This is a genomic window from Brevibacterium sp. NPDC056726 (genome assembly GCF_042790515.1).
Lineage (GTDB): Bacteria > Actinomycetota > Actinomycetes > Actinomycetales > Brevibacteriaceae > Brevibacterium > Brevibacterium sanguinis.
This window is the reverse complement of record NZ_JBHTYZ010000004.1, coordinates 309,172-326,992: the sequence shown is the minus strand read 5'-3', so window position 1 is coordinate 326,992 and position 17,821 is coordinate 309,172. Positions and strand designations below refer to the sequence as shown.

General features: G+C 68.1%; 16 protein-coding genes and 4 tRNA genes. 18 read left to right on the top strand and 2 right to left on the bottom strand.

Annotated elements, in window-relative coordinates:
- Positions 1–85: 85 nt before the first annotated feature.
- Positions 86–943, bottom strand: coding sequence for a DUF3097 domain-containing protein (locus ACFQ91_RS10445; protein ID WP_198498920.1), 858 nt, complete (start codon positions 941–943; stop codon positions 86–88).
- Positions 944–1,123: 180 nt separating this feature from the next.
- Between ACFQ91_RS10445 and hrcA the strand changes: the two genes are divergently transcribed.
- The 8 genes from hrcA to zapE all read left to right on the top strand — a co-directional run bounded on the left by hrcA (position 1,124) and on the right by zapE (position 8,947).
- Positions 1,124–2,176 (top strand): heat-inducible transcriptional repressor HrcA, encoded by a 1,053-nt coding sequence (gene hrcA / locus ACFQ91_RS10440; protein ID WP_198498919.1) that lies wholly within the window; start codon positions 1,124–1,126, stop codon positions 2,174–2,176.
- 72 nt (positions 2,177–2,248) lie between these two features.
- Complete coding sequence (dnaJ, locus tag ACFQ91_RS10435; RefSeq protein WP_137823923.1) at positions 2,249–3,361, top strand: molecular chaperone DnaJ; 1,113 nt, start codon at positions 2,249–2,251, stop codon at positions 3,359–3,361.
- Positions 3,358–4,134 carry a 16S rRNA (uracil(1498)-N(3))-methyltransferase gene (locus ACFQ91_RS10430; protein ID WP_198498918.1) on the top strand — a complete coding sequence of 259 codons (777 nt, stop codon included), beginning with the start codon at positions 3,358–3,360 and terminating at the stop codon, positions 4,132–4,134. Before dnaJ ends, ACFQ91_RS10430 begins: the two co-directional genes overlap by 4 nt.
- A gap of 117 nt (positions 4,135–4,251) precedes the next feature.
- Positions 4,252–5,193 (top strand): PhoH family protein, encoded by a 942-nt coding sequence (locus tag ACFQ91_RS10425; RefSeq protein WP_232623612.1) that lies wholly within the window; start codon positions 4,252–4,254, stop codon positions 5,191–5,193.
- Positions 5,190–5,678: an rRNA maturation RNase YbeY gene (gene ybeY / locus ACFQ91_RS10420; RefSeq protein WP_198498917.1), complete on the top strand. Its 489-nt coding sequence runs from the start codon at positions 5,190–5,192 to the stop codon at positions 5,676–5,678. The genes ACFQ91_RS10425 and ybeY overlap by 4 nt, the downstream gene beginning before the upstream one ends.
- Before the next feature lie 4 nt (positions 5,679–5,682).
- Positions 5,683–6,936: a hemolysin family protein gene (locus ACFQ91_RS10415; protein ID WP_198498916.1), complete on the top strand. Its 1,254-nt coding sequence runs from the start codon at positions 5,683–5,685 to the stop codon at positions 6,934–6,936.
- A 1-nt stretch (position 6,937) separates the two neighbouring features.
- Positions 6,938–7,873, top strand: coding sequence for a GTPase Era (gene era / locus ACFQ91_RS10410; RefSeq protein ID WP_198498915.1), 936 nt, complete (start codon positions 6,938–6,940; stop codon positions 7,871–7,873).
- 48 nt (positions 7,874–7,921) lie between these two features.
- Positions 7,922–8,947: a cell division protein ZapE gene (gene zapE / locus ACFQ91_RS10405; protein ID WP_198498914.1), complete on the top strand. Its 1,026-nt coding sequence runs from the start codon at positions 7,922–7,924 to the stop codon at positions 8,945–8,947.
- A gap of 28 nt (positions 8,948–8,975) precedes the next feature.
- On the opposite strand, the gene ACFQ91_RS10400 is transcribed toward zapE, so the two are convergent.
- Complete coding sequence (locus tag ACFQ91_RS10400) at positions 8,976–9,455, bottom strand: TIGR02611 family protein (protein ID WP_232623611.1); 480 nt, start codon at positions 9,453–9,455, stop codon at positions 8,976–8,978.
- A 134-nt stretch (positions 9,456–9,589) separates the two neighbouring features.
- Here ACFQ91_RS10400 and ACFQ91_RS10395 point away from each other — a divergent pair.
- The 10 genes from ACFQ91_RS10395 to ACFQ91_RS10350 all read left to right on the top strand — a co-directional run bounded on the left by ACFQ91_RS10395 (position 9,590) and on the right by ACFQ91_RS10350 (position 17,685).
- Positions 9,590–9,662 (top strand) — tRNA-Gly (locus ACFQ91_RS10395).
- 26 nt (positions 9,663–9,688) lie between these two features.
- Positions 9,689–9,759 (top strand) — tRNA-Cys (locus tag ACFQ91_RS10390).
- 34 nt (positions 9,760–9,793) lie between these two features.
- Positions 9,794–9,865 (top strand) — tRNA-Val (locus ACFQ91_RS10385).
- A 38-nt stretch (positions 9,866–9,903) separates the two neighbouring features.
- Positions 9,904–9,975 (top strand) — tRNA-Val (locus ACFQ91_RS10380).
- A gap of 280 nt (positions 9,976–10,255) precedes the next feature.
- Positions 10,256–11,671, top strand: a complete 1,416-nt coding sequence (locus ACFQ91_RS10375) for a DUF4190 domain-containing protein (protein ID WP_198498912.1) — start codon at positions 10,256–10,258, stop codon at positions 11,669–11,671.
- A gap of 245 nt (positions 11,672–11,916) precedes the next feature.
- A complete protein-coding gene (gene thrS / locus ACFQ91_RS10370) occupies positions 11,917–13,923 on the top strand; it encodes a threonine--tRNA ligase (RefSeq protein ID WP_198498911.1) in 2,007 nt (668 codons plus the stop codon).
- Entirely contained in the window at positions 13,920–14,576 is a 657-nt protein-coding gene (locus tag ACFQ91_RS10365) for an HIT domain-containing protein (RefSeq protein WP_198498910.1), read from the top strand. The genes thrS and ACFQ91_RS10365 overlap by 4 nt, the downstream gene beginning before the upstream one ends.
- The gene (locus tag ACFQ91_RS10360) at positions 14,573–16,594 is read left to right on the top strand and encodes a S9 family peptidase (protein WP_198498909.1); all 2,022 of its coding nucleotides are present in this window, start codon (positions 14,573–14,575) and stop codon (positions 16,592–16,594) included. Before ACFQ91_RS10365 ends, ACFQ91_RS10360 begins: the two co-directional genes overlap by 4 nt.
- A gap of 4 nt (positions 16,595–16,598) precedes the next feature.
- Complete coding sequence (pgsA, locus tag ACFQ91_RS10355; RefSeq protein WP_198498908.1) at positions 16,599–17,219, top strand: phosphatidylinositol phosphate synthase; 621 nt, start codon at positions 16,599–16,601, stop codon at positions 17,217–17,219.
- Complete coding sequence (locus ACFQ91_RS10350; protein ID WP_137823937.1) at positions 17,206–17,685, top strand: NUDIX hydrolase; 480 nt, start codon at positions 17,206–17,208, stop codon at positions 17,683–17,685. Before pgsA ends, ACFQ91_RS10350 begins: the two co-directional genes overlap by 14 nt.
- The last annotated feature ends 136 nt before the right edge of the window (positions 17,686–17,821 follow it).

Sequence of the window (17,821 nt, the reverse complement as noted above, 5' to 3'; positions counted from 1 at the left end):
GGCCGCAGCCTGTCCGTGCACCGGCCCCGCAGCGAACGCAGTCCCCGGAGCGACCGCAGTCCACACACCGCCTCGGAGCGAAACGTCAGTCCACGGTGACGAAGTCGATGAGCTCCTCGACCCGGCCCGAGAGCGTCGGCTCGACGTCGGCGATCGTCGTCACCGACTTGAGTATCCGCACCCAGCCGGCGGCGACGTCCCTGTGGTCGGCGTGCGGCCAGCCGATGCGGCGCAGGATCCCGGTCTTCCAATCCTCGCCGCGCGGCACGGTCGGCCATGCGTCGATGCCGACGACCCGCGGCTTGACCGCCTGCCAGATGTCGACGTAGGGGTGACCGATGATGTGGACGACCTCGGCGTAACGGGGATCGGCGCGGACCGCCTCGGCGATCTTCGACTCCTTGGTGCCCTTCACCAGGTGGTCGGCGAGGATGCCGACGCGGTGCTGCCGGTCGGGACCGAAGGCCTCGAGCTTGTCGGCGACGTCGTCGAGCCCGCCGAGCGGTTCGACGACGACGCCCTCGATGCGCAGGTCATCGCCCCAGATCTTCTCGACGAGCTCGGCGTCGTGCTTGCCCTCGACCCAGATCCGCGACCCCCTGGCCACCCGCGCCTTCGCATCGGCGACGGCCCGCGACCCCGAGGCGGTGCGACCGGGCGCCTGCGGCTTCCGTTTGGGCAGCCGCAGATCGACGGGCTCGCCTTCGAAGAGGAATCCCGGACCCAGAGGGAACGCCCGGCGCCCGCCGCGGCGATCCTCGAGGGTGACGACGACGCCGCTCGCGGTCTTCTCCGCCCCGATGACCGCCCCGACGAACCCGCTCATCGCGTCTTCGAGGACCATGCCGAGGCCGACCTCGACGGGGCGGGACTTCTTCGGGCGGTGCGAGGACGGCGAGGATCCCGAGAGGACATCCGAGCCGTAGCGATCAAAGGCATTCACGGTGCCCCAGCCTAGTGAATCGCCCCCGGCGCGGCCGGGCTGACACGCAGGCCGGGTGCCGACGGCCGCCGCGGAATCCGCGCGCCCCGGCGGGAGGAGGGGGCGGACGTGAAATCACGGATCAAGAGGCGTAGAATTGGCACTCTGAGTATTCGAGTGCCAAATCCGGGGAGGAGACGAATGAACGACAGCAGGCGCGCGCAGGTGCTGCGGGCAATCGTCGAAGACTTCGTGGCCACGAACGAACCCGTCGGATCGAAGGCGATCGTCCAGCGCCACACCCTCGGCGTCTCACCGGCGACGATCCGCAACGACATGGCCCAACTCGAGGCCGAGGGCTACATCGCCCAGCCCCACACCTCGGCCGGTCGCATCCCCACCGACCTCGGCTACCGCATGTTCGTCGACCGCATCGACGAGTTCAAGCCCCTCAGCCACGCCGAGCGCCGCGCGATCCTCCAGGTCGTCGACGGCGACGTCGACCTCGACGGGATGCTCGACCGCACGGTCCGCGTCCTCGCCGGACTCACCCACCAGGTCGCGCTCATCCAGTACCCGATGGTCTCGCAGGCGCGCATCAAGCACATCGAGGTCGTCGGGCTCGCCCCCGGCCGCATCCTCGTCGTCCTCATCACCGATGCAGGCCAGGTCGAGCAGAAGATCGTGACGAGCGCCGAGGCGGTCGATGACGCCGATCTGCAGCGGTTCCGCGAGCGGATCAACTCCGAATTCGCCGGTGCCAAGCTCTCCCGCGTAGACGTCCGCGGGGCCGACCACGGCGCCGAGGTGGGCGCGACGGCGGCCGCGACCGGACCCGATGACGAGGCGGGCAGTCCCGTCCTCGATCGCATCCGCGACGCTGTCATCGACCTCGTCGCGGCGACCCGCGAGGAGCGCATCATCATGGCCGGCACTGCGAACCTCGCGCGCTCCGGCTCCGAGTTCGGCGAGCAGATGGCCCCGATCCTCGAGGCCTTCGAGGAGCAGGTCGTGCTGCTCCGGCTGCTCACCTCGATGGCCGAGGACCACGCGGAGATCAGCGTGCGCATCGGCCGTGAGAACACTCACGAGTCCTTCAGCTCGACATCCGTCGTCGCCGCCGAATATGGTCATCTGGCGGGATCCTCGGCCCGCCTGGCCGTCCTCGGTCCCACGCGCATGGACTATCCGACGACGATCTCGGCCGTGCGAGCCGTTGCCAAATACGTCTCCTCCGCCCTCGACCAGGGGTAGGCCCGCCGGCAGCCCGGGCGCGACCCACCCACCTCACACGCACACACCACCACCAGGGAAAGAGAAGTTTCTGTGGCCGATCACTACGAAGCACTCGGAGTGTCGAAGGACGCTTCGGCGGCTGAGATCAAGAAGTCCTATCTCAAGCTGGCCCGCAAGTACCACCCCGACGTCAACCCCGGATACGACGAGGAGTTCAAGTCGATCTCGCTTGCCTACGAGGTCCTCTCCGATCCGGACAAGCGCCGCAACTACGACATGGGCGGCGGCGACAACGGGCAGGGCTTCCCGGCCGGCGGCTTCGGCGGCTTCGGCGACATCTTCGAGACGTTCTTCGGCGGCGGGGGAGGCTCCGCCGGCGGTCCGATCCCGCGCATGCAGCGCGGCAAGGACGCCCTCGTCGGCGTCAACATCGACCTGCAGACCGCGGCCTTCGGCGGCACCGTCGACCTCGACGTCACCACTGCCGTCGTCTGCGAGACCTGCCACGGCGCCGGCACCCAGGACGGCACCTCCGTCGAGACCTGTTCGCTGTGCCACGGCTCCGGCAGCATCCAGCGGATGACCCGGACCCTGCTGGGACAGATGGTGACGAACCAGACGTGCAACCAGTGCCACGGCTACGGCACCGTCATCCCGCACCCCTGCCTCAACTGCCAGGGCGACGGCCGCGTGCGCAAGCAGCGGACGATGAAGATCCGCATCCCCGCCGGCGTCTCCGACGGCACCCGCATCCAGCTGTCGGCCCAGGGCGAGGTCGGCCCCGGCGGCGGACCCGCCGGTGACCTCTTCGTCGAGGTCATGGTCGCCCGCCACGAGGTGTTCCGCCGCGACGGCGACAACCTCCGCGCCGCCGTGTCCGTCCCGATGACCGCCGCCGCACTGGGCGCCCGGATCCCGTTCGAGACCTTCGACGGCGTCCAGGACCTCGACATCGAACCCGGCACGCAGTCGGGCACCGTCGTCAAGCTCCCGGGCCTCGGCGCGACCCGCCTGCGCACCGAGACCCGCGGCGACCTCCTCATCACCGTCGACGTCGTCACCCCCGACAAGATCGACGATGAGCAGAAGGAGCTGCTCGCCCAGCTCGCGAAGCTGCGCGGCGAGGAGACCCCGCGGGCCCAGATCACGACGGAGTCCCGCGGCATGTTCTCCCGCATGCGTGAGAAGTTCGCCGGTCGGTGAGTCTCCCGGTCTTCCATTCGCCCCAGGCCGCCGAGGCGGTCGCCGGTCGCGCGCTCACCCTCGGTGAGGACGTGGCCGGGCACGCCGTGCGGGTCCGCCGCATCGGTCCCGGCGAGGAGATCGACGTCGTCGACGGGCACGGGACGCGGGCCCGGGGAACCGTGGCGACCGCCTCGGCGACGGAGCTCACCCTCGACGTCACCGAGGTGGCCGCCACCCCGGAGGCCACGCCCCGTCTCGTCCTCGTCCAGGCCCTCGCGAAGGGCGACCGCGACCTCCAGGCCATCGAAGCGGCCACGGAGATCGGGGTCGACGAGATCATCCCGTGGGCAGCCGACCGCTCGATCGCCGATTGGCCGGCGAAGAAGCAGGCGAAGATGGCGGCGAAATGGGAGAACCTCCTCACCGCCGCCTCCCTGCAGTCGCGGCGCTCCCGCTTCCCCGTGCTCACCGAGCTGGCCCGCGGTGCCGAACTCCTCACCCGCCTCGGCGAGGGGACCGCACCGGAGGGCGAACCGCCTGCCGATGCGATCTTCGTCCTCCACGAGACCGCGGAGCTCAGGCTCTCGACGGCACTGGCCGACCTCGACACCGCGGCGACGGCGCGGATCGTCCTCATCGTCGGACCCGAAGGCGGGATCAGCGACCGGGAGCTCGCCTCGCTATCCGGAATCGGGGCCACCCCCGTCCTCCTCGGCGACACCGTCCTGCGGTCCTCCTCGGCGGGACCGGCGGGACTCGTGCTCGCACAGAATTCCCTGGGCCGCTGGTGAGATACCGGACTACGATGGGAATGCACCCTGCTGCGCTCCGACCGCGGAGCGCCCGATCAACGAAGGACTGTTCTGGACACCTCCACTGACGCCACGACCACCACCGCCTCGGAGACCGTGCGTCTCGTCATCCCCGAATCGATCGACCTCGTCGAATTCTTCGGACCCGGGGAGGCCAACCTCCGGGCGCTCGAGAAGGTCTACCCCGAGCTCGACCTCCACCTGCGCGCCAACCAGCTCCAGGCCGCCGGCGACCCGGACCAGGTGAGCGCGTTCGTCTCCGTCATCGGCGAACTCAAGAAGCTCCACCAGTCGGGCCACCGCATCGACGAGGAGACGATCGAGCGGGTCGCCTCGTTCTCCTCCGAGGGCAAGGCCGCCTCGGCGGTGATGGGCACGAACATCCTCTCGACCCGGGGCAAGTCGATCCGGCCGAAGACGATGGGCCAGCACGACTACGTCAAGGCGATCCGGAACAACACGATCACCTTCGGCATCGGCCCCGCCGGCACGGGCAAGACGTATCTCGCGATGGCGATGGCCGTCAACGCCCTGCAGAACAAGGACGTCTCCCGGATCATCCTCACCCGCCCCGCCGTCGAGGCTGGTGAGCGCCTCGGCTTCCTGCCGGGCACGCTGGGGGAGAAGATCGACCCCTACGTCCGTCCCCTCTACGACGCCCTCCACGACATGGTCGACCCCGAATCGATCCCGCTGCTCATCGAGTCCGGCACGATCGAGGTCGCGCCCCTGGCCTACATGCGCGGTCGCACCCTCAACGACGCCTTCATCGTCCTCGACGAGGCGCAGAACACGACGGGGGAGCAGATGAAGATGTTCCTCACCCGCCTCGGCTTCGGCTCGCGGATGGTCGTCACCGGCGACGTCTCGCAGATCGACCTGCCGGGGAACACGAAGAGCGGGCTCAAGGTCGTGCAGAAGATCCTCGCCGGCATCGACGACCTCGCGTTCTGCCAGCTCGGCAGCAAGGACGTCGTGCGGCATTCGCTCGTGACGAAGATCGTCGACGCCTACGACCTGTGGGGGAACTCGAAGTGAACACGGAGATCGCGAACGAGACCGACGCCGAGGTCGACCTCGACGAGGTCGTGGCGCTCACCGAATACCTCGGCGAGGCCCTCCACATGCACCCCGGTGCGGAACTGTCGGTGACGATGGTCGACGAGCCGGCGATGGCCGAGCTCCACGTCACGTGGATGGACCTCGAGGGTCCCACCGACGTCATGTCCTTCCCCATGGACCAGCTCAGCCGCGGCCGCGCCGACGCCCCGACGGAAGGCCAGATGGGCGACATCATCATCTGCCCGGCCGTCGCCGCGAAGCAGGCGGCGACCGCTGGGCACTCGACGATGGACGAGATCCTCCTCCTCACCGTCCACGGCTTCCTCCACCTCCTCGGCTACGACCACGGGGAGCCTGACGAGCGCGAGGAGATGTTCGCCCTCCAGCGCCACCTGCTGCTGACGTTCTTCGCCGCCCGCTACGACGGGCGGACGGACATCCCCGCGCCCACCGAGGTCTGACGCCGTGGTCTGGCTCTTCCTCGGCGCGCTCCTCTGCCTCGTCGTCGCCGCGGCGCTGGCCGCCGTCGACGCCGCCCTGCTCAGCGTCTCCCACCATGCGATCCAGGACGCGAAGGCCGAGGGGAAGAAGTCCGCGGCCCGGGTCGAGCGGATCCTTGCCGACCTGCCGACGAACATCAACGTCATCATCTTCGTCCGCCTCTTCCTCGAGGCGCTGGCCACCGTCTTCATCGCCCTGGCCTACGACTCGATCTACTCCGTCGGCCCGCTGATGATCGTGCTCACCGTCATCACCTCGTCGATCGCCGTCTTCGTCGTCGCCGGCATCTCCCCGCGCACGATCGGCCGCCGTCGCTCCCTCGGGGTGAGCCTGGCGCTCAGCGGGGTCGTCACCGTCCTCCTCGTCATCCTCAAACCCCTGACCCGGGTGCTCGTGTGGCTCGGCAACCTGCTGACCCCCGACCGCGTCTACCGCGACGGTCCCTTCGTCACCTCGGAGCAGCTGCGAGACCTCGTCGAGAGGGCAAGCGAATCCGACGTCATCGAAGACGGGGAGCGCGAGATGATCCAGTCTGTCTTCAGCCTCCGCGAGACCTCGGCGAAGCAGGTCATGGTCCCGCGCACCGACCTCGTCACCGTCACCTCCGGCACACCGCTGCACAAGGTGATGAACCTCTTCCTCCGCTCCGGGTTCTCCCGGATCCCGATCAGCGGCGACGACCTCGACGACATCGAGGGCGTCGCCTACCTCAAGGACGTCGCCCGCCGCCTCCACCAGCACCCGGAGGACGCCGACCGGCCCGTCAACACGCTCGCCCGCGACGTCCTCTTCGTGCCCGAGACGAAACCGGCCGACGACCTCCTCGAGCAGATGCAGATCGATTCGACGCACCTGGCGATCCTCGTCGACGAATACGGCGGCACCGCAGGGCTTGTCACCATCGAGGACATCGTCGAGGAGATCGTCGGCGAGATCGAGGACGAATACGACTCCGGAGACGAGGACCTCGTCATCGACGACGACGGCTCGTTCCTCATCAGCACGCGCATGTCGATCACCGACTTCGCCGAGTACTTCGACGTGCGCATCGACGAGGACGATGTGACGAGCGTCGGCGGACTGCTGACGAAGCTCGTCGGCCGCGTCCCCATCGCCGGATCGACCGCGCACATCGCCGGGCTCCGACTCACCGCCCTCGAGGGCCAGGGCCGCCGGCACCGCATCACCCACGTCAAGGTCACCAGGGAAGAGAGCTGAGATGGACTTTCGCACGGACTACCCGGAGGACTTCCGCGCGGGCTTCGCGTGCTTCGTCGGCCGCCCCAACACGGGCAAGTCGACGCTGACGAACGCGCTCGTGGGGGAGAAGGTGGCGATCACCTCGGCGAAGCCCCAGACGACGAGGCACACGATCCGCGGCATCGTCCACGAGGACGACTACCAGCTCGTCCTCGTCGACACCCCCGGCCTCCACAAGCCGCGCACCCTGCTCGGCTCGCGGCTGAACGACCTCGTCGTCGCCACACTCTCCGAGGTCGACGTCATCGGCTTCTGCCTGCCCGCGGACGAGCCGATCGGACCCGGTGACCGCTACATCGCCTCCCAGCTCGCGCTGCTCGACGGGCGGACCCCGATCGTCGCGCTCGTGACGAAGGTCGACACGGTGAGCCAGGAGAAGGTCGCCGAGGCGCTCCTGGCCGTCGGTGAGCTCGCCGACTTCGCCGACGTCGTCCCCGTCTCCGCCGTCGACGGCTTCCAGGTCGACACCGTCGGACAGGTGCTCGCAAGCCACCTGCCGGTCTCGCCGCCGCTCTACCCCGAGGGTGAGCTCACCGACGAGCCCGAAGAGGTGATGATCGCCGAACTCGTCCGCGAAGCCGCCCTCGAAGGCGTGCGCGACGAACTGCCGCACTCGCTCGCCGTCCAGGTCGAGGAGATGTACCCGCGGGAGGGCCGCAGCGAGGACAATCCGCTGTGGAACGTCCACGTCAACCTCTACGTCGAGCGCCCGAGCCAGAAGGCGATCATCATCGGCAAGGGCGGCAAGCGGCTCAAGGAGATCGGCTCGGTCTCCCGCCGCGGCATCGAAGCGCTGCTCGGCACGAAGGTCTACCTCGACCTCCACGTCAAGGTCGCCAAGGACTGGCAGCGCGACCCCAAACAGCTCGGTCGCCTCGGCTTCGACTTCAGCTGAGCCGGGGCCCGGTCGGTCCGCGACCGCGCCTGCCATAGAATTGGGCGAGTGAATGCCGAGCAGACTCTGACCTCTCTGAGTGAGCGCAACCCGAAGGTCGCCCCCGAAGAACTCATCGCCGGGCTCGTCCCGCCCCCGCAGTTCGAGAACGTCTCCTTCGCGAGCTACCGCACCGACCCCGCCCAGCCCTCGCAGGCCGAAGCGCGGAACAAGCTCGAGGAGTTCGTCGCCGACGACCGGTCGACGGGATTCTTCGGCAAGCTCTTCGGCAAGGGCAAGGACGGTCCGAAGGGCGTCTACCTTGACGGCGGCTACGGCGTCGGCAAGACCCACCTGCTCGCCTCGGCATGGCACGCCAATGAGAAGCCGGCGACCTTCGGGACCTTCGTCGAGTACACGAACCTCGTCGGTGCCCTCGGCTTCGTCAAGGCGCGCGACGACCTCAAGGAGATGAAGCTCGTCTGCGTCGACGAGTTCGAACTCGACGACCCTGGCGACACCGTGCTCATGTCCCGGCTGATGCGCGAGCTCACCGATGCCGGGGTGAAGATCATCGCGACGTCGAACACCCTGCCCGGATCGCTCGGTGAGGGGCGCTTCGCCGCCCAGGACTTCCTCCGCGAGATCCAGGCGCTGGCCGACCAGTTCGAGGTCTACCGGATCGACGGCCAGGACTACCGGCACCGCGGTCTCACGGCCCCGGCCGAACCGCTCACCCCCGAACAGCTCGACGAGGCGGCGGCGCAGCTGCCCGGCACCGTCGCCCGCGACGAGTTCTCCACCCTCCTCGACCACCTCGCGACGGTCCATCCCTCGAAGTACGGCCGGATGGTCGACGGGATCGACGCCGCCGTGTGGGACGACGTGCGCACGATCGACAACGAGAGCGTGGCGCTGCGCTTCGTCGCCCTCGTCGACCGCCTCTACGACCGCGACGTGCGGATCATCAACTCCGGTGAGCGCCTCGACAAGGTCTTCACCGAGGAGTCCCTGGCCGGCGGCTACCGCAAGAAGTACATGCGCTGCCTCTCGCGCCTCACCGCGCTCTCGGCCCCGGAGGCCGACGCAGGCTGACGTCGCCTCCCGCCACGGGATCGTCTGCCTAGCGCAGGTGGAGGAACTCGAGCAGTCCGCCGAGGTCGGGCACCCAATCTGGGATGCCGATGAGTTTGAGGACCAGCCACACGATGACCGCGACGAAGGCCGCCGTGAGCGCGCCGACCGTCCAGCGCACCCAGAGCGGCTGCCGCATGATCCAGCGCGTCCACGCCTCGACGCGCACCCGCACGAAGTGGAGGAGATGCCTCGCCCAGTGGAACTCGGTCGAGATGACGAAGAGACCGATGATGACGATGAGCCAGCCCGGTCCCGGCAGGGGCACGAGGATGAGGCCGATGATGACGATGAGCGTGCCGACGCCGCCGACGATGAGTCTGAAGAGGCGATCGACGTGGGGGTTGGCGGCGACGCTCTGCCGCCATCGGAGGTAGCTCAGCCGGCACTGTCTCCAGGGGCGCCTCCCGTGCTTGTGATGACGCGACAGCCAGCCCTTCGGGCGCTTGTCGGGGGATCGTTCGCTCACACAGCACATTCAACCTCACCAGCCTGAAAGCTTGATCGGGAGCTGTGACGACGATCACCGCGGATCGATTTTGCGTGCGGGGCCGGCTGCGTATAGAGTTATATCTCGTTGCCAGGGAAACCAGGCAGCGAAACGCGGATGTGGCTCAGTTGGTAGAGCATCACCTTGCCAAGGTGAGGGTCGCGGGTTCGAGTCCCGTCATCCGCTCGGAGGCGTCATGGCACTGCCTTGGCGGTGGCGTGGCCGAGAGGCGAGGCAGCGGCCTGCAAAGCCGTATACACGGGTTCGAATCCCGTCGCCACCTCGGATTCCTCGACGGTCTGACCGTCGGTGAGTCGGCGCGATTGGCGCAGCGGTAGCGCGCTTCCTTCACACGGAAGAGGTCACTGGTTCGATCCCAGTATCGCGCACAGGGACCATCACGGTTCCGGTGCAACAAATGAATAGAGCGCGATTGGCGCAGCGGTAGCGCGCTTCCCTGACACGGAAGAGGTCACTGGTTCGATCCCAGTATCGCGCACAACAGGAACCCCAGGCTCAGGCCTGGGGTTTCGTGCATTCACGCCGGTGCTCAACGCTCGGGGTCCGAGCTCCCGGACTCAGTGCTCTCAGGGTCCCCCGCGGTCCCCGCCGTTGTGCAGTCGCAGCCCTGCTGCCGCGGCAAGTCGTCGTGTCCGCGCGACCTGTCGTCCTCACCGGTGAGAATGTGTGTCAGTTCTGCCACGAATCAGGCGGGTGACCGCTAGTCTTGTGCTTGTACGCTAATCACAGCAAACATCGACAAGGACTCCGGAGCAACTATGTCTACCCCGCAGAATCCGTACGACCCGAACCGCGATTCGGGCAACGACAACTCTGACCAGAACTCGTCTGCCGATCAGAGCCGATCGGCTGACGACAACGGCAGCCAGGCGCCTCAGTACGGCTCGGGGGATCAGGCCCCGCAGTACGGCTCGGGCGACACCCGCTCCTACGACAGCGCGAACGACGCCACGCGCGCCTACGATTCGAACGACACCCCCTCCTACGGCAGCGGCGACCAGGCTCCCTCCTACGGCGGCGACCAGGCCCCGCAGTACGGCTCGCAGGAGCAGTACGGCCAGGACCAGAGCCAGGGCTACGACCAGAACGCACAGGGTTCGCAGGGCGGCTACGGCCAGAGCCAGGGCTACGACGCCAACCAGTACGGTCAGAACCAGGGCTATGACCAGAACCAGAACTACGGTCAGGGCTATGACCAGAACGCTCAGGGTTCGCAGGGCGGCTACGGCCAGAGCCAGGGCTACGACGCCAACCAGTACGGTCAGAACCAAGGCTACGACTCCAACCAGTACGCCCAGCAGCCCTCCTACGCGGCAGCCGGCGGCGGGGGAGACCAGTTCACCCCGGCGAACCCCAACGCCTCCTACGGCAGCTACTCATCGGGGTCGGGCAACAACACCTCGAAGAACATCTGGGGCATCCTCGCGCTCATCGGCGGCATCGTCGGCGTCGTCCTCGGATTCGTCTTCGGCATCGGCTTCCTCTTCGCCGTCGCCGCGATCATCTTCGGCTTCATCGGCCTCTCGGCGATCAAGAAGGGTCAGGCGAACAACAAGGGCCTCACCCTCACCGGCCTCATCCTCGGCTTCGTCGGCGTCGTGGTTTCGATCATCGTCATCATCGCGACGATCATCGGCCTCGGAATGATCGGCAGCGCGGTCAACGAGGGCATCCAGAGCTACTCGCCGACCGCTCCGGCACCGATGGATCCGTCCGATCCCGGCTTCGAATCGCCCGACTCCGGCAGCAGTGACGACTCCTCTGCTGAGGCAGCCCCCGTCGAGGGCGGCGAGGTCGAGATCGGCACCGATGTCACGGCCGCAGTGGCAGTGGAGACCGGCACCGCCAGTTCCACCTCGTCCGGTGCCGAGGGAACGAACGGCGAGATCGCAATAGTGAACATGACGATCACTAACAACACGAGTTCCGACCTTGACCTCACACTGACCAGTGTTTCGGCCGTCAACGGATCCGGTGCCATGTACCCGAGCGTGTTCGATCTCGACAAGTACAACGGCGTGCTCGACATGGTCGACCCGCTGCCCGCGGGACAGGACAAGACCTACACGTTCGCCTTCGCCGTTCCAGAGGCGGAGGTCGATGGCATGGTTGTAGAGCTCAACCTCCTCGAAGACCTCGGGGCCGGTACGGAGTTCACCTTCAAGAAGGCCTGAGCCCAGCAGCGCCGCACGGTTCGGGCATCCGCGACCGTCGCGCTGTCGGGGATCCCGCACCGCTCAGTGCGACCCCGTTCACCCCATCAGTCGGGCGGCAGTCGGAAGACTGCCGCCCAACTGATTCTGCAGTCCCGTTGAGGGACTAGACTCTAAGAGCGGCGTGCGCGCAGGACTGTCCTGAGAAGCCGGCAGCGCCCCTAAGGCCGCACCGCGAGACAAGCACAACGAAACGGAGAAATTCAGTGGCAGACAGCATCGACTGCGCGGGCCAGAGCATCCCCTGGGCTCAGGGCATGACCGGGACGGAGATCTTCTCCACGGACCGCGCGGTGGTGGCGATGTGGCTGAATGGAGAGCCCGCCGACCTCAGCCGCGAACTCTCCCCGGGCGATGCGATCGCCCCGATCACCATCGATTCCCCTGAAGGACTCGACATCCTCCGTCATTCGACGGCGCACGTCACCGCGCAGGCCGTCCAGGATCTCTTCCCCGACGCGAAGCTCGGCATCGGGCCCTACATCACCGACGGTTACTACTTCGACTTCGACGTCGCCGAGCCCTTCACCCCCGACGACCTCAAGGCCATCCAGAAGAAGGCCGCGCAGATCGTCAAGTCCGGACAGACCTTCAACCGGGTCGTCGTCACCGAGGACGAAGCGCGTGAGCGCATGGCGAACGAGCCCTACAAACTCGAACTCATCTCCGACAAGGGCGCCGGTGACGACGAGTCCGCGGCCGTCGAGGTCGGGGCCGGCGAGCTCACCGTCTACGAGAACGTCGACCGCAAGGGCGAGGTCGTCTGGCAGGACCTCTGCCGCGGACCCCACCTGCCGAACACGAAGCTCATCGGCAACGGATTCGCCGTCACCCGCTCCTCGGCGGCGTACTGGCGGGGCGACCAGGCCAACGCGAGCCTGCAGCGCGTCTACGGCACCGCATGGGCGTCGAAGGACGATCTCAAGGCCTACCAGGACCGCCTCGCCGAGGCGGAGCGCCGCGACCACCGCAAGCTCGGTGCCGAACTCGATCTCTTCTCGTTCCCCGAGGAGCTCGGCTCCGGCCTGCCGGTCTTCCACCCCAAGGGCGGCATCATCAAGCGGGAGATGGAGGACTACGTCCGCGCCCGCCACATCGCCGAGGGCTTCGACTACGTCGGCACCCCGCACATCTCGAAGGAGACCCTCTACTACACCTCGGGTCACCTGCCCTACTACGGGGAGAACATGTTCCCGGCGATGCTCGTCGACGAGGTCCGCGATGAGGAGGGCGAGATCGTCAAGGAGGGCACGCCCTACCGGCTCAAGGCGATGAACTGCCCGATGCACAACCTCATCTACCGCTCCAGGGGCCGCTCCTACCGCGACCTGCCGCTGCGGCTCTTCGAGTTCGGCACCGTCTACCGCGACGAGCCCTCCGGCGTCGTCCACGGCCTCACCCGCGTCCGCGCCCTCACCCAGGACGACTCCCACTCCTACGTCGCCGTCGAGGACGCCGCGGCCGAGATCCGCCACCTCCTCGGCTTCGTCCTCAGCCTGCTCCGCGACTTCGGCCTCAACGACTTCTACCTCGAGCTCTCGACCCGCGACGAGGACGGGAAGAAGAAGGACAAGTTCATCGGCTCCGACGAGCAGTGGGCCGAGGCGACGGCGACGCTCGAGCAGGTCGCCGCCGAATCCGGTCTCGAACTCGTCCCCGATCCCGGCGGCGCCGCCTTCTACGGCCCGAAGATCTCCGTCCAGGCCCGCGACGCGATCGGCCGCACCTGGCAGATGTCGACGGTCCAGCTCGACTTCAACCAGCCCGAGCGCTTCGGTCTCGAATACGTCGCCGCCGACGGCACCCGCAAGCGGCCGGTGATGATCCATTCGGCGAAGTTCGGCTCGATCGAGCGCTTCCTCGGCGTCCTCACCGAGCATTACGCCGGGGCCTTCCCCGTGTGGCTCTCGCCCGTCCAGGTCACCGCGATCCCCGTGGCCGAGGAGTTCAACGACTATCTCGCCGAGGTGGCCGACCAGCTCCGCGCGGCCGGTGTGCGGGTCGAGGTCGACGACAGCGACGACCGGTTCCCGAAGAAGATCCGCAACGCCTCGAAGTCGAAGGTCCCCTTCGTCCTCATCGCCGGCGGCGAGGACCGCGACGCCGGGGCCGTGTCGTTCCGCTTCCGCGACGGCACCCAGGACAACGGCGTGCCCGTCGCCGAGGCGATCGCCCGGATCACCGAGGCGATCGAGACCAAGGCCCAGGTATGACGAGCGAGGGCGAGCAGGCCGCGGACCCCGACCACCACCTCGGCGAGGGGGACGAGTACGGCACGGCCGGACGCGATCAGGACCGCCCGGATCCCGCGCTGGGCATGGACCTGGCCGACATCGAAGCCGCCGAGGGCTTCCCGCGCGTGCCCGACGCCTTCCAGCGGCTGTGGACGCCGCACCGGATGGTCTACATCGGGGGACAGGACAAGCCGAAGGACTCCGGTCCCGCCGAGTGCCCGTTCTGCGCTGCGCCCAAGAAGTCCGATGAGGAGGCGCTCATCGTCGCCCGCGGTGAGACCGTCTACGCCGTGCTCAACCTCTACCCGTACAACCCGGGTCACCTCCTCGTCTGCCCGTACCGCCACGTCGCCGACTACACGGAGCTGACACCGGCGGAGACCGTCGAGCTCGCGGAGTTCACGCAGAAGGCGATGCGGGTCATCCGCGCCGTTTCCGGTCCCGACGGCTTCAACCTCGGGATGAACCAGGGTGAGGTGGCCGGGGCGGGGATCGCCGCGCACCTGCACCAGCACGTCGTCCCGCGGTGGAGCGGGGACGCGAACTTCCTGCCCATCGTGGCGCAGACGAAGGCCCTGCCGCAGGTGCACGCCGATGTGCGCGCGGCGCTGTCGAAGGAATGGAACCGATGAACCCGGAAGATCTCGATTCGCTCGCCGAGTACGCCACGCCCGTCGCCGCCGGCGATGAGACGATCATCGCGATCACGCGTCCGGACCTCGAATCGAACTCGTACCTCTCCCAGCTCTTCGCCGTCGGCTCCGACTCCCCGCGCCGCCTGACCCACGCGTGGCGCGACACCTCACCGCAGCTCGGTGAGTCGTGGGCGGCCTACCTCAGCGCCGAGAAGGGGGAGCGGTCCCAGCTCTTCGCCGGCCCCACCCTGACGACGGCGCACCGGATCACCGACCGCCACCTCGGCGTCTCCGAGTTCGCCCTCGATGATGCGACGGGCCGCATCCTCTACGTCTCCCGGGTGCCCGAACTGGGCCGCTACGGCACTGATGACGACATTCCCGCCGACGAGGAGGCCCCGCGGCGGATCACCTCGGCGGCGTACCAGGCCAACGGGCTCGGATACGTCAAGGACCGTCCCGCGCGGGCGTTCCTCGTCGACCTCAGCGAACCCGGACTCGGCAAGTCGGGGATCGCCGGCTCCGACGAGGTGCCGCTCTCGACGATGCTGACGACCCCGGACTCCGATGTCCACGACCCGCAGTTCTCACCCGACGGTGCGCACATGAGCGTCGTCGCCGCGACCCATCCCGACCACGGCGCACCCGACCTGCGCTCGACTGTGTGGCTGCTCGGGGCGAACGGCCCCACCCCGCTCGAGCTGCCGCGGATGAGCGTGAGTCTCCACCGGTGGATCGGCGCCGACCGGATCCTCCTCGTCGGCAGCGACCTCACACGCGACGAACTCGACTTCGTCGGGCAGATGCCCGGTCTCTTCGTCCACGACATGCGCACCGGTGCGACCAAGCGGCTCACCGACCCAGAGACGGTCGCCGTCGCCCAGATCCCGCCGCTTATCCTCGCCGGCACTGTCGTCTTCGCCGTCGACACCGACGGGGCGACCCGTCTGGCCCGGCTCGACCTCGATGCTGCGATCGGTGATTCCGGCACCGAGGCGGCCCTCGACGATCTCGTGTTCCTCACCGACGACGTCACCGTCGTCACGGGCTTCGACGTCGCCGACGGCACCGCGGTCGTCACCGCGGTGACGCCGACAGCGCCGGCCGCACTGCTGCGCGTCGACCTCGAGGCCGCACGGGAGTCGTCCGGTGGGCCGGCCTCGACCGTCGTGCTCGAGCATCCCGCTCCGGCCGCCTCGGTGCGCCCCGAGGTCCTCCGGGTCGAAGGCCCCGGCGGCACGGTCACCGGATGGCTCGCCAAGCCGGCCGGGCAGGGACCGTTCCCGGTGATCCTCAACATCCACGGCGGACCGTTCGCGCAGTACACGCACGGGTGGTTCGACGAGACCCAGGTGCTCACCTCGGCGGGCTATGCCGTCGTCTACGCGAACCCGCGCGGTTCGGGAGGACGCACCCGCACGTGGGGCACCGCGGTGCAGGGCGACATGGCCGCACCGGCGATGGCCGATGTCCTCGCCGTCCTCGACCACGCACTGGCCGCGGACGCCGACCTCGATGCGAGCCGCCTCGGCGTGCAGGGCGGATCGTACGGCGGATATCTCACGGCGATGACGATCGCCGCCGATCACCGCTTCGCCGCGGCGATCGTCGAACGCGGATACCTCGACCCGCACAGCTTCCTCGGCACCTCCGACATCGGACGGTTCTTCACCGAGGAGTACACCTCGCGTGATGCCGCGGCGATCGCCCGGCAGTCCCCGCTCGCCCATGCGAATGCGGTGCGCACGCCGACGCTCGTCATGCACTCCGAGCTCGACTTCCGGTGCCCGCTCGAACAGGCCCAGCAGTACTACGCCGCGCTCCAGCGGGCCGGGGTCGTCACCGAGCTGCTCATCTTCCCCGGTGAGAACCATGAGCTCTCGCGTTCGGGGCAGCCGCGACATCGCCGGCAGCGCTTCGATGCGATCCTCGACTGGTGGGACCAGCGCCTGCGGGCCCCCAAGGCCGACTGCACGACCGTCGATCGCCCGCTCACCACCTCGGCGGTTCGCTGACCCGATGCTCAACACCATCGCCCGCGAGGCATTCACCCGACTCTTCCGTCCCCTGGCCAGGCTGCTCCTGCGCCTCGGGCTCACCCCGGACGCCGTGACGTTCATCGGCACGCTCGGGGTGAGCGCCGGCGCGCTGATCTTCTACCCGCTCGGGCACCTGTTCTGGGGCACGGTCGTCATCACCGTCTTCGTCTTCTGCGACATGCTCGACGGGATCATGGCCCGGGAGATGGGACGCAAGAGCCTGTGGGGCGCATTCCTCGACTCGACGCTCGACCGCATCGCGGACTCCGCCGTGTTCGTCGGTCTCGCACTGTGGTTCTTCCTCGGCGCGGATGATCCGCTCACCGCGCTCCTCGCCCTCGGCTGCCTGGTGACAGGGTCGCTTGTCTCGTATGTGCGGGCGCGGGCCGAGGGCCTGGGCGTCCACGCGTCCGGCGGAATCGCCGAACGCGCCGACCGGTTGTTGGTCACACTCATCGTCACCGGCTTGGTGGGAATGGGACTTCCCGATATCGTTCTGACGGTCGCCTTGGGCGTCTTGATGATCGCCTGCTGCATCACTATCCTGCAAAGAATTTCGTCTGTCCGCCGTCAACTCCTGGAGAACCATGAAACCTCGTAAAGCTTCACGGGTCGTTCTGCTCAATGAGCGCGACGAGGTTCTCCTCATCAGGGCCCAGGACCTGCTCACGCCCACCCATCAGTGGTGGATGACCGTGGGCGGCGGCTCGGAGATGGGCGAATCGCCGGCGCAGACGGCGGCCCGCGAACTCGCCGAGGAGACCGGCCTCGAATGCGAACCCGGCGACCTCATCGGTCCGCTCGCCATCCGCGACGAGGTCTTCCACTTCACGGAGAAGGAGCTGCGGCAGCTCGAGACGTACTTCGCCTACCGGACGAGCGAGGACATCGAACTCGAGGACGCCGTGTGGACGGACATCGAGAAGCGCAGCCTGCTCGAGTTCCGCTGGTGGTCCCGCGACGAGCTCATGGCGACGACCGAGACGATCTACCCGAAGAACCTGCTCAGCCTCATGGAGCTCGCCGCCGTCGGCACCGTGCCCGACGTCCCCCTCGTCATCGACTGAGCGACTGCACCTGGACAGGAGTCAGCCGGACCGCCTCGGTGCGAACCGACCGGACCGGGAAGCGACTGCACCTGGACAGGATTCAGCCGGACCGCCTCGGTGCGAAAGGACTGCACCGCGGAGGTTTCGGCGCGCG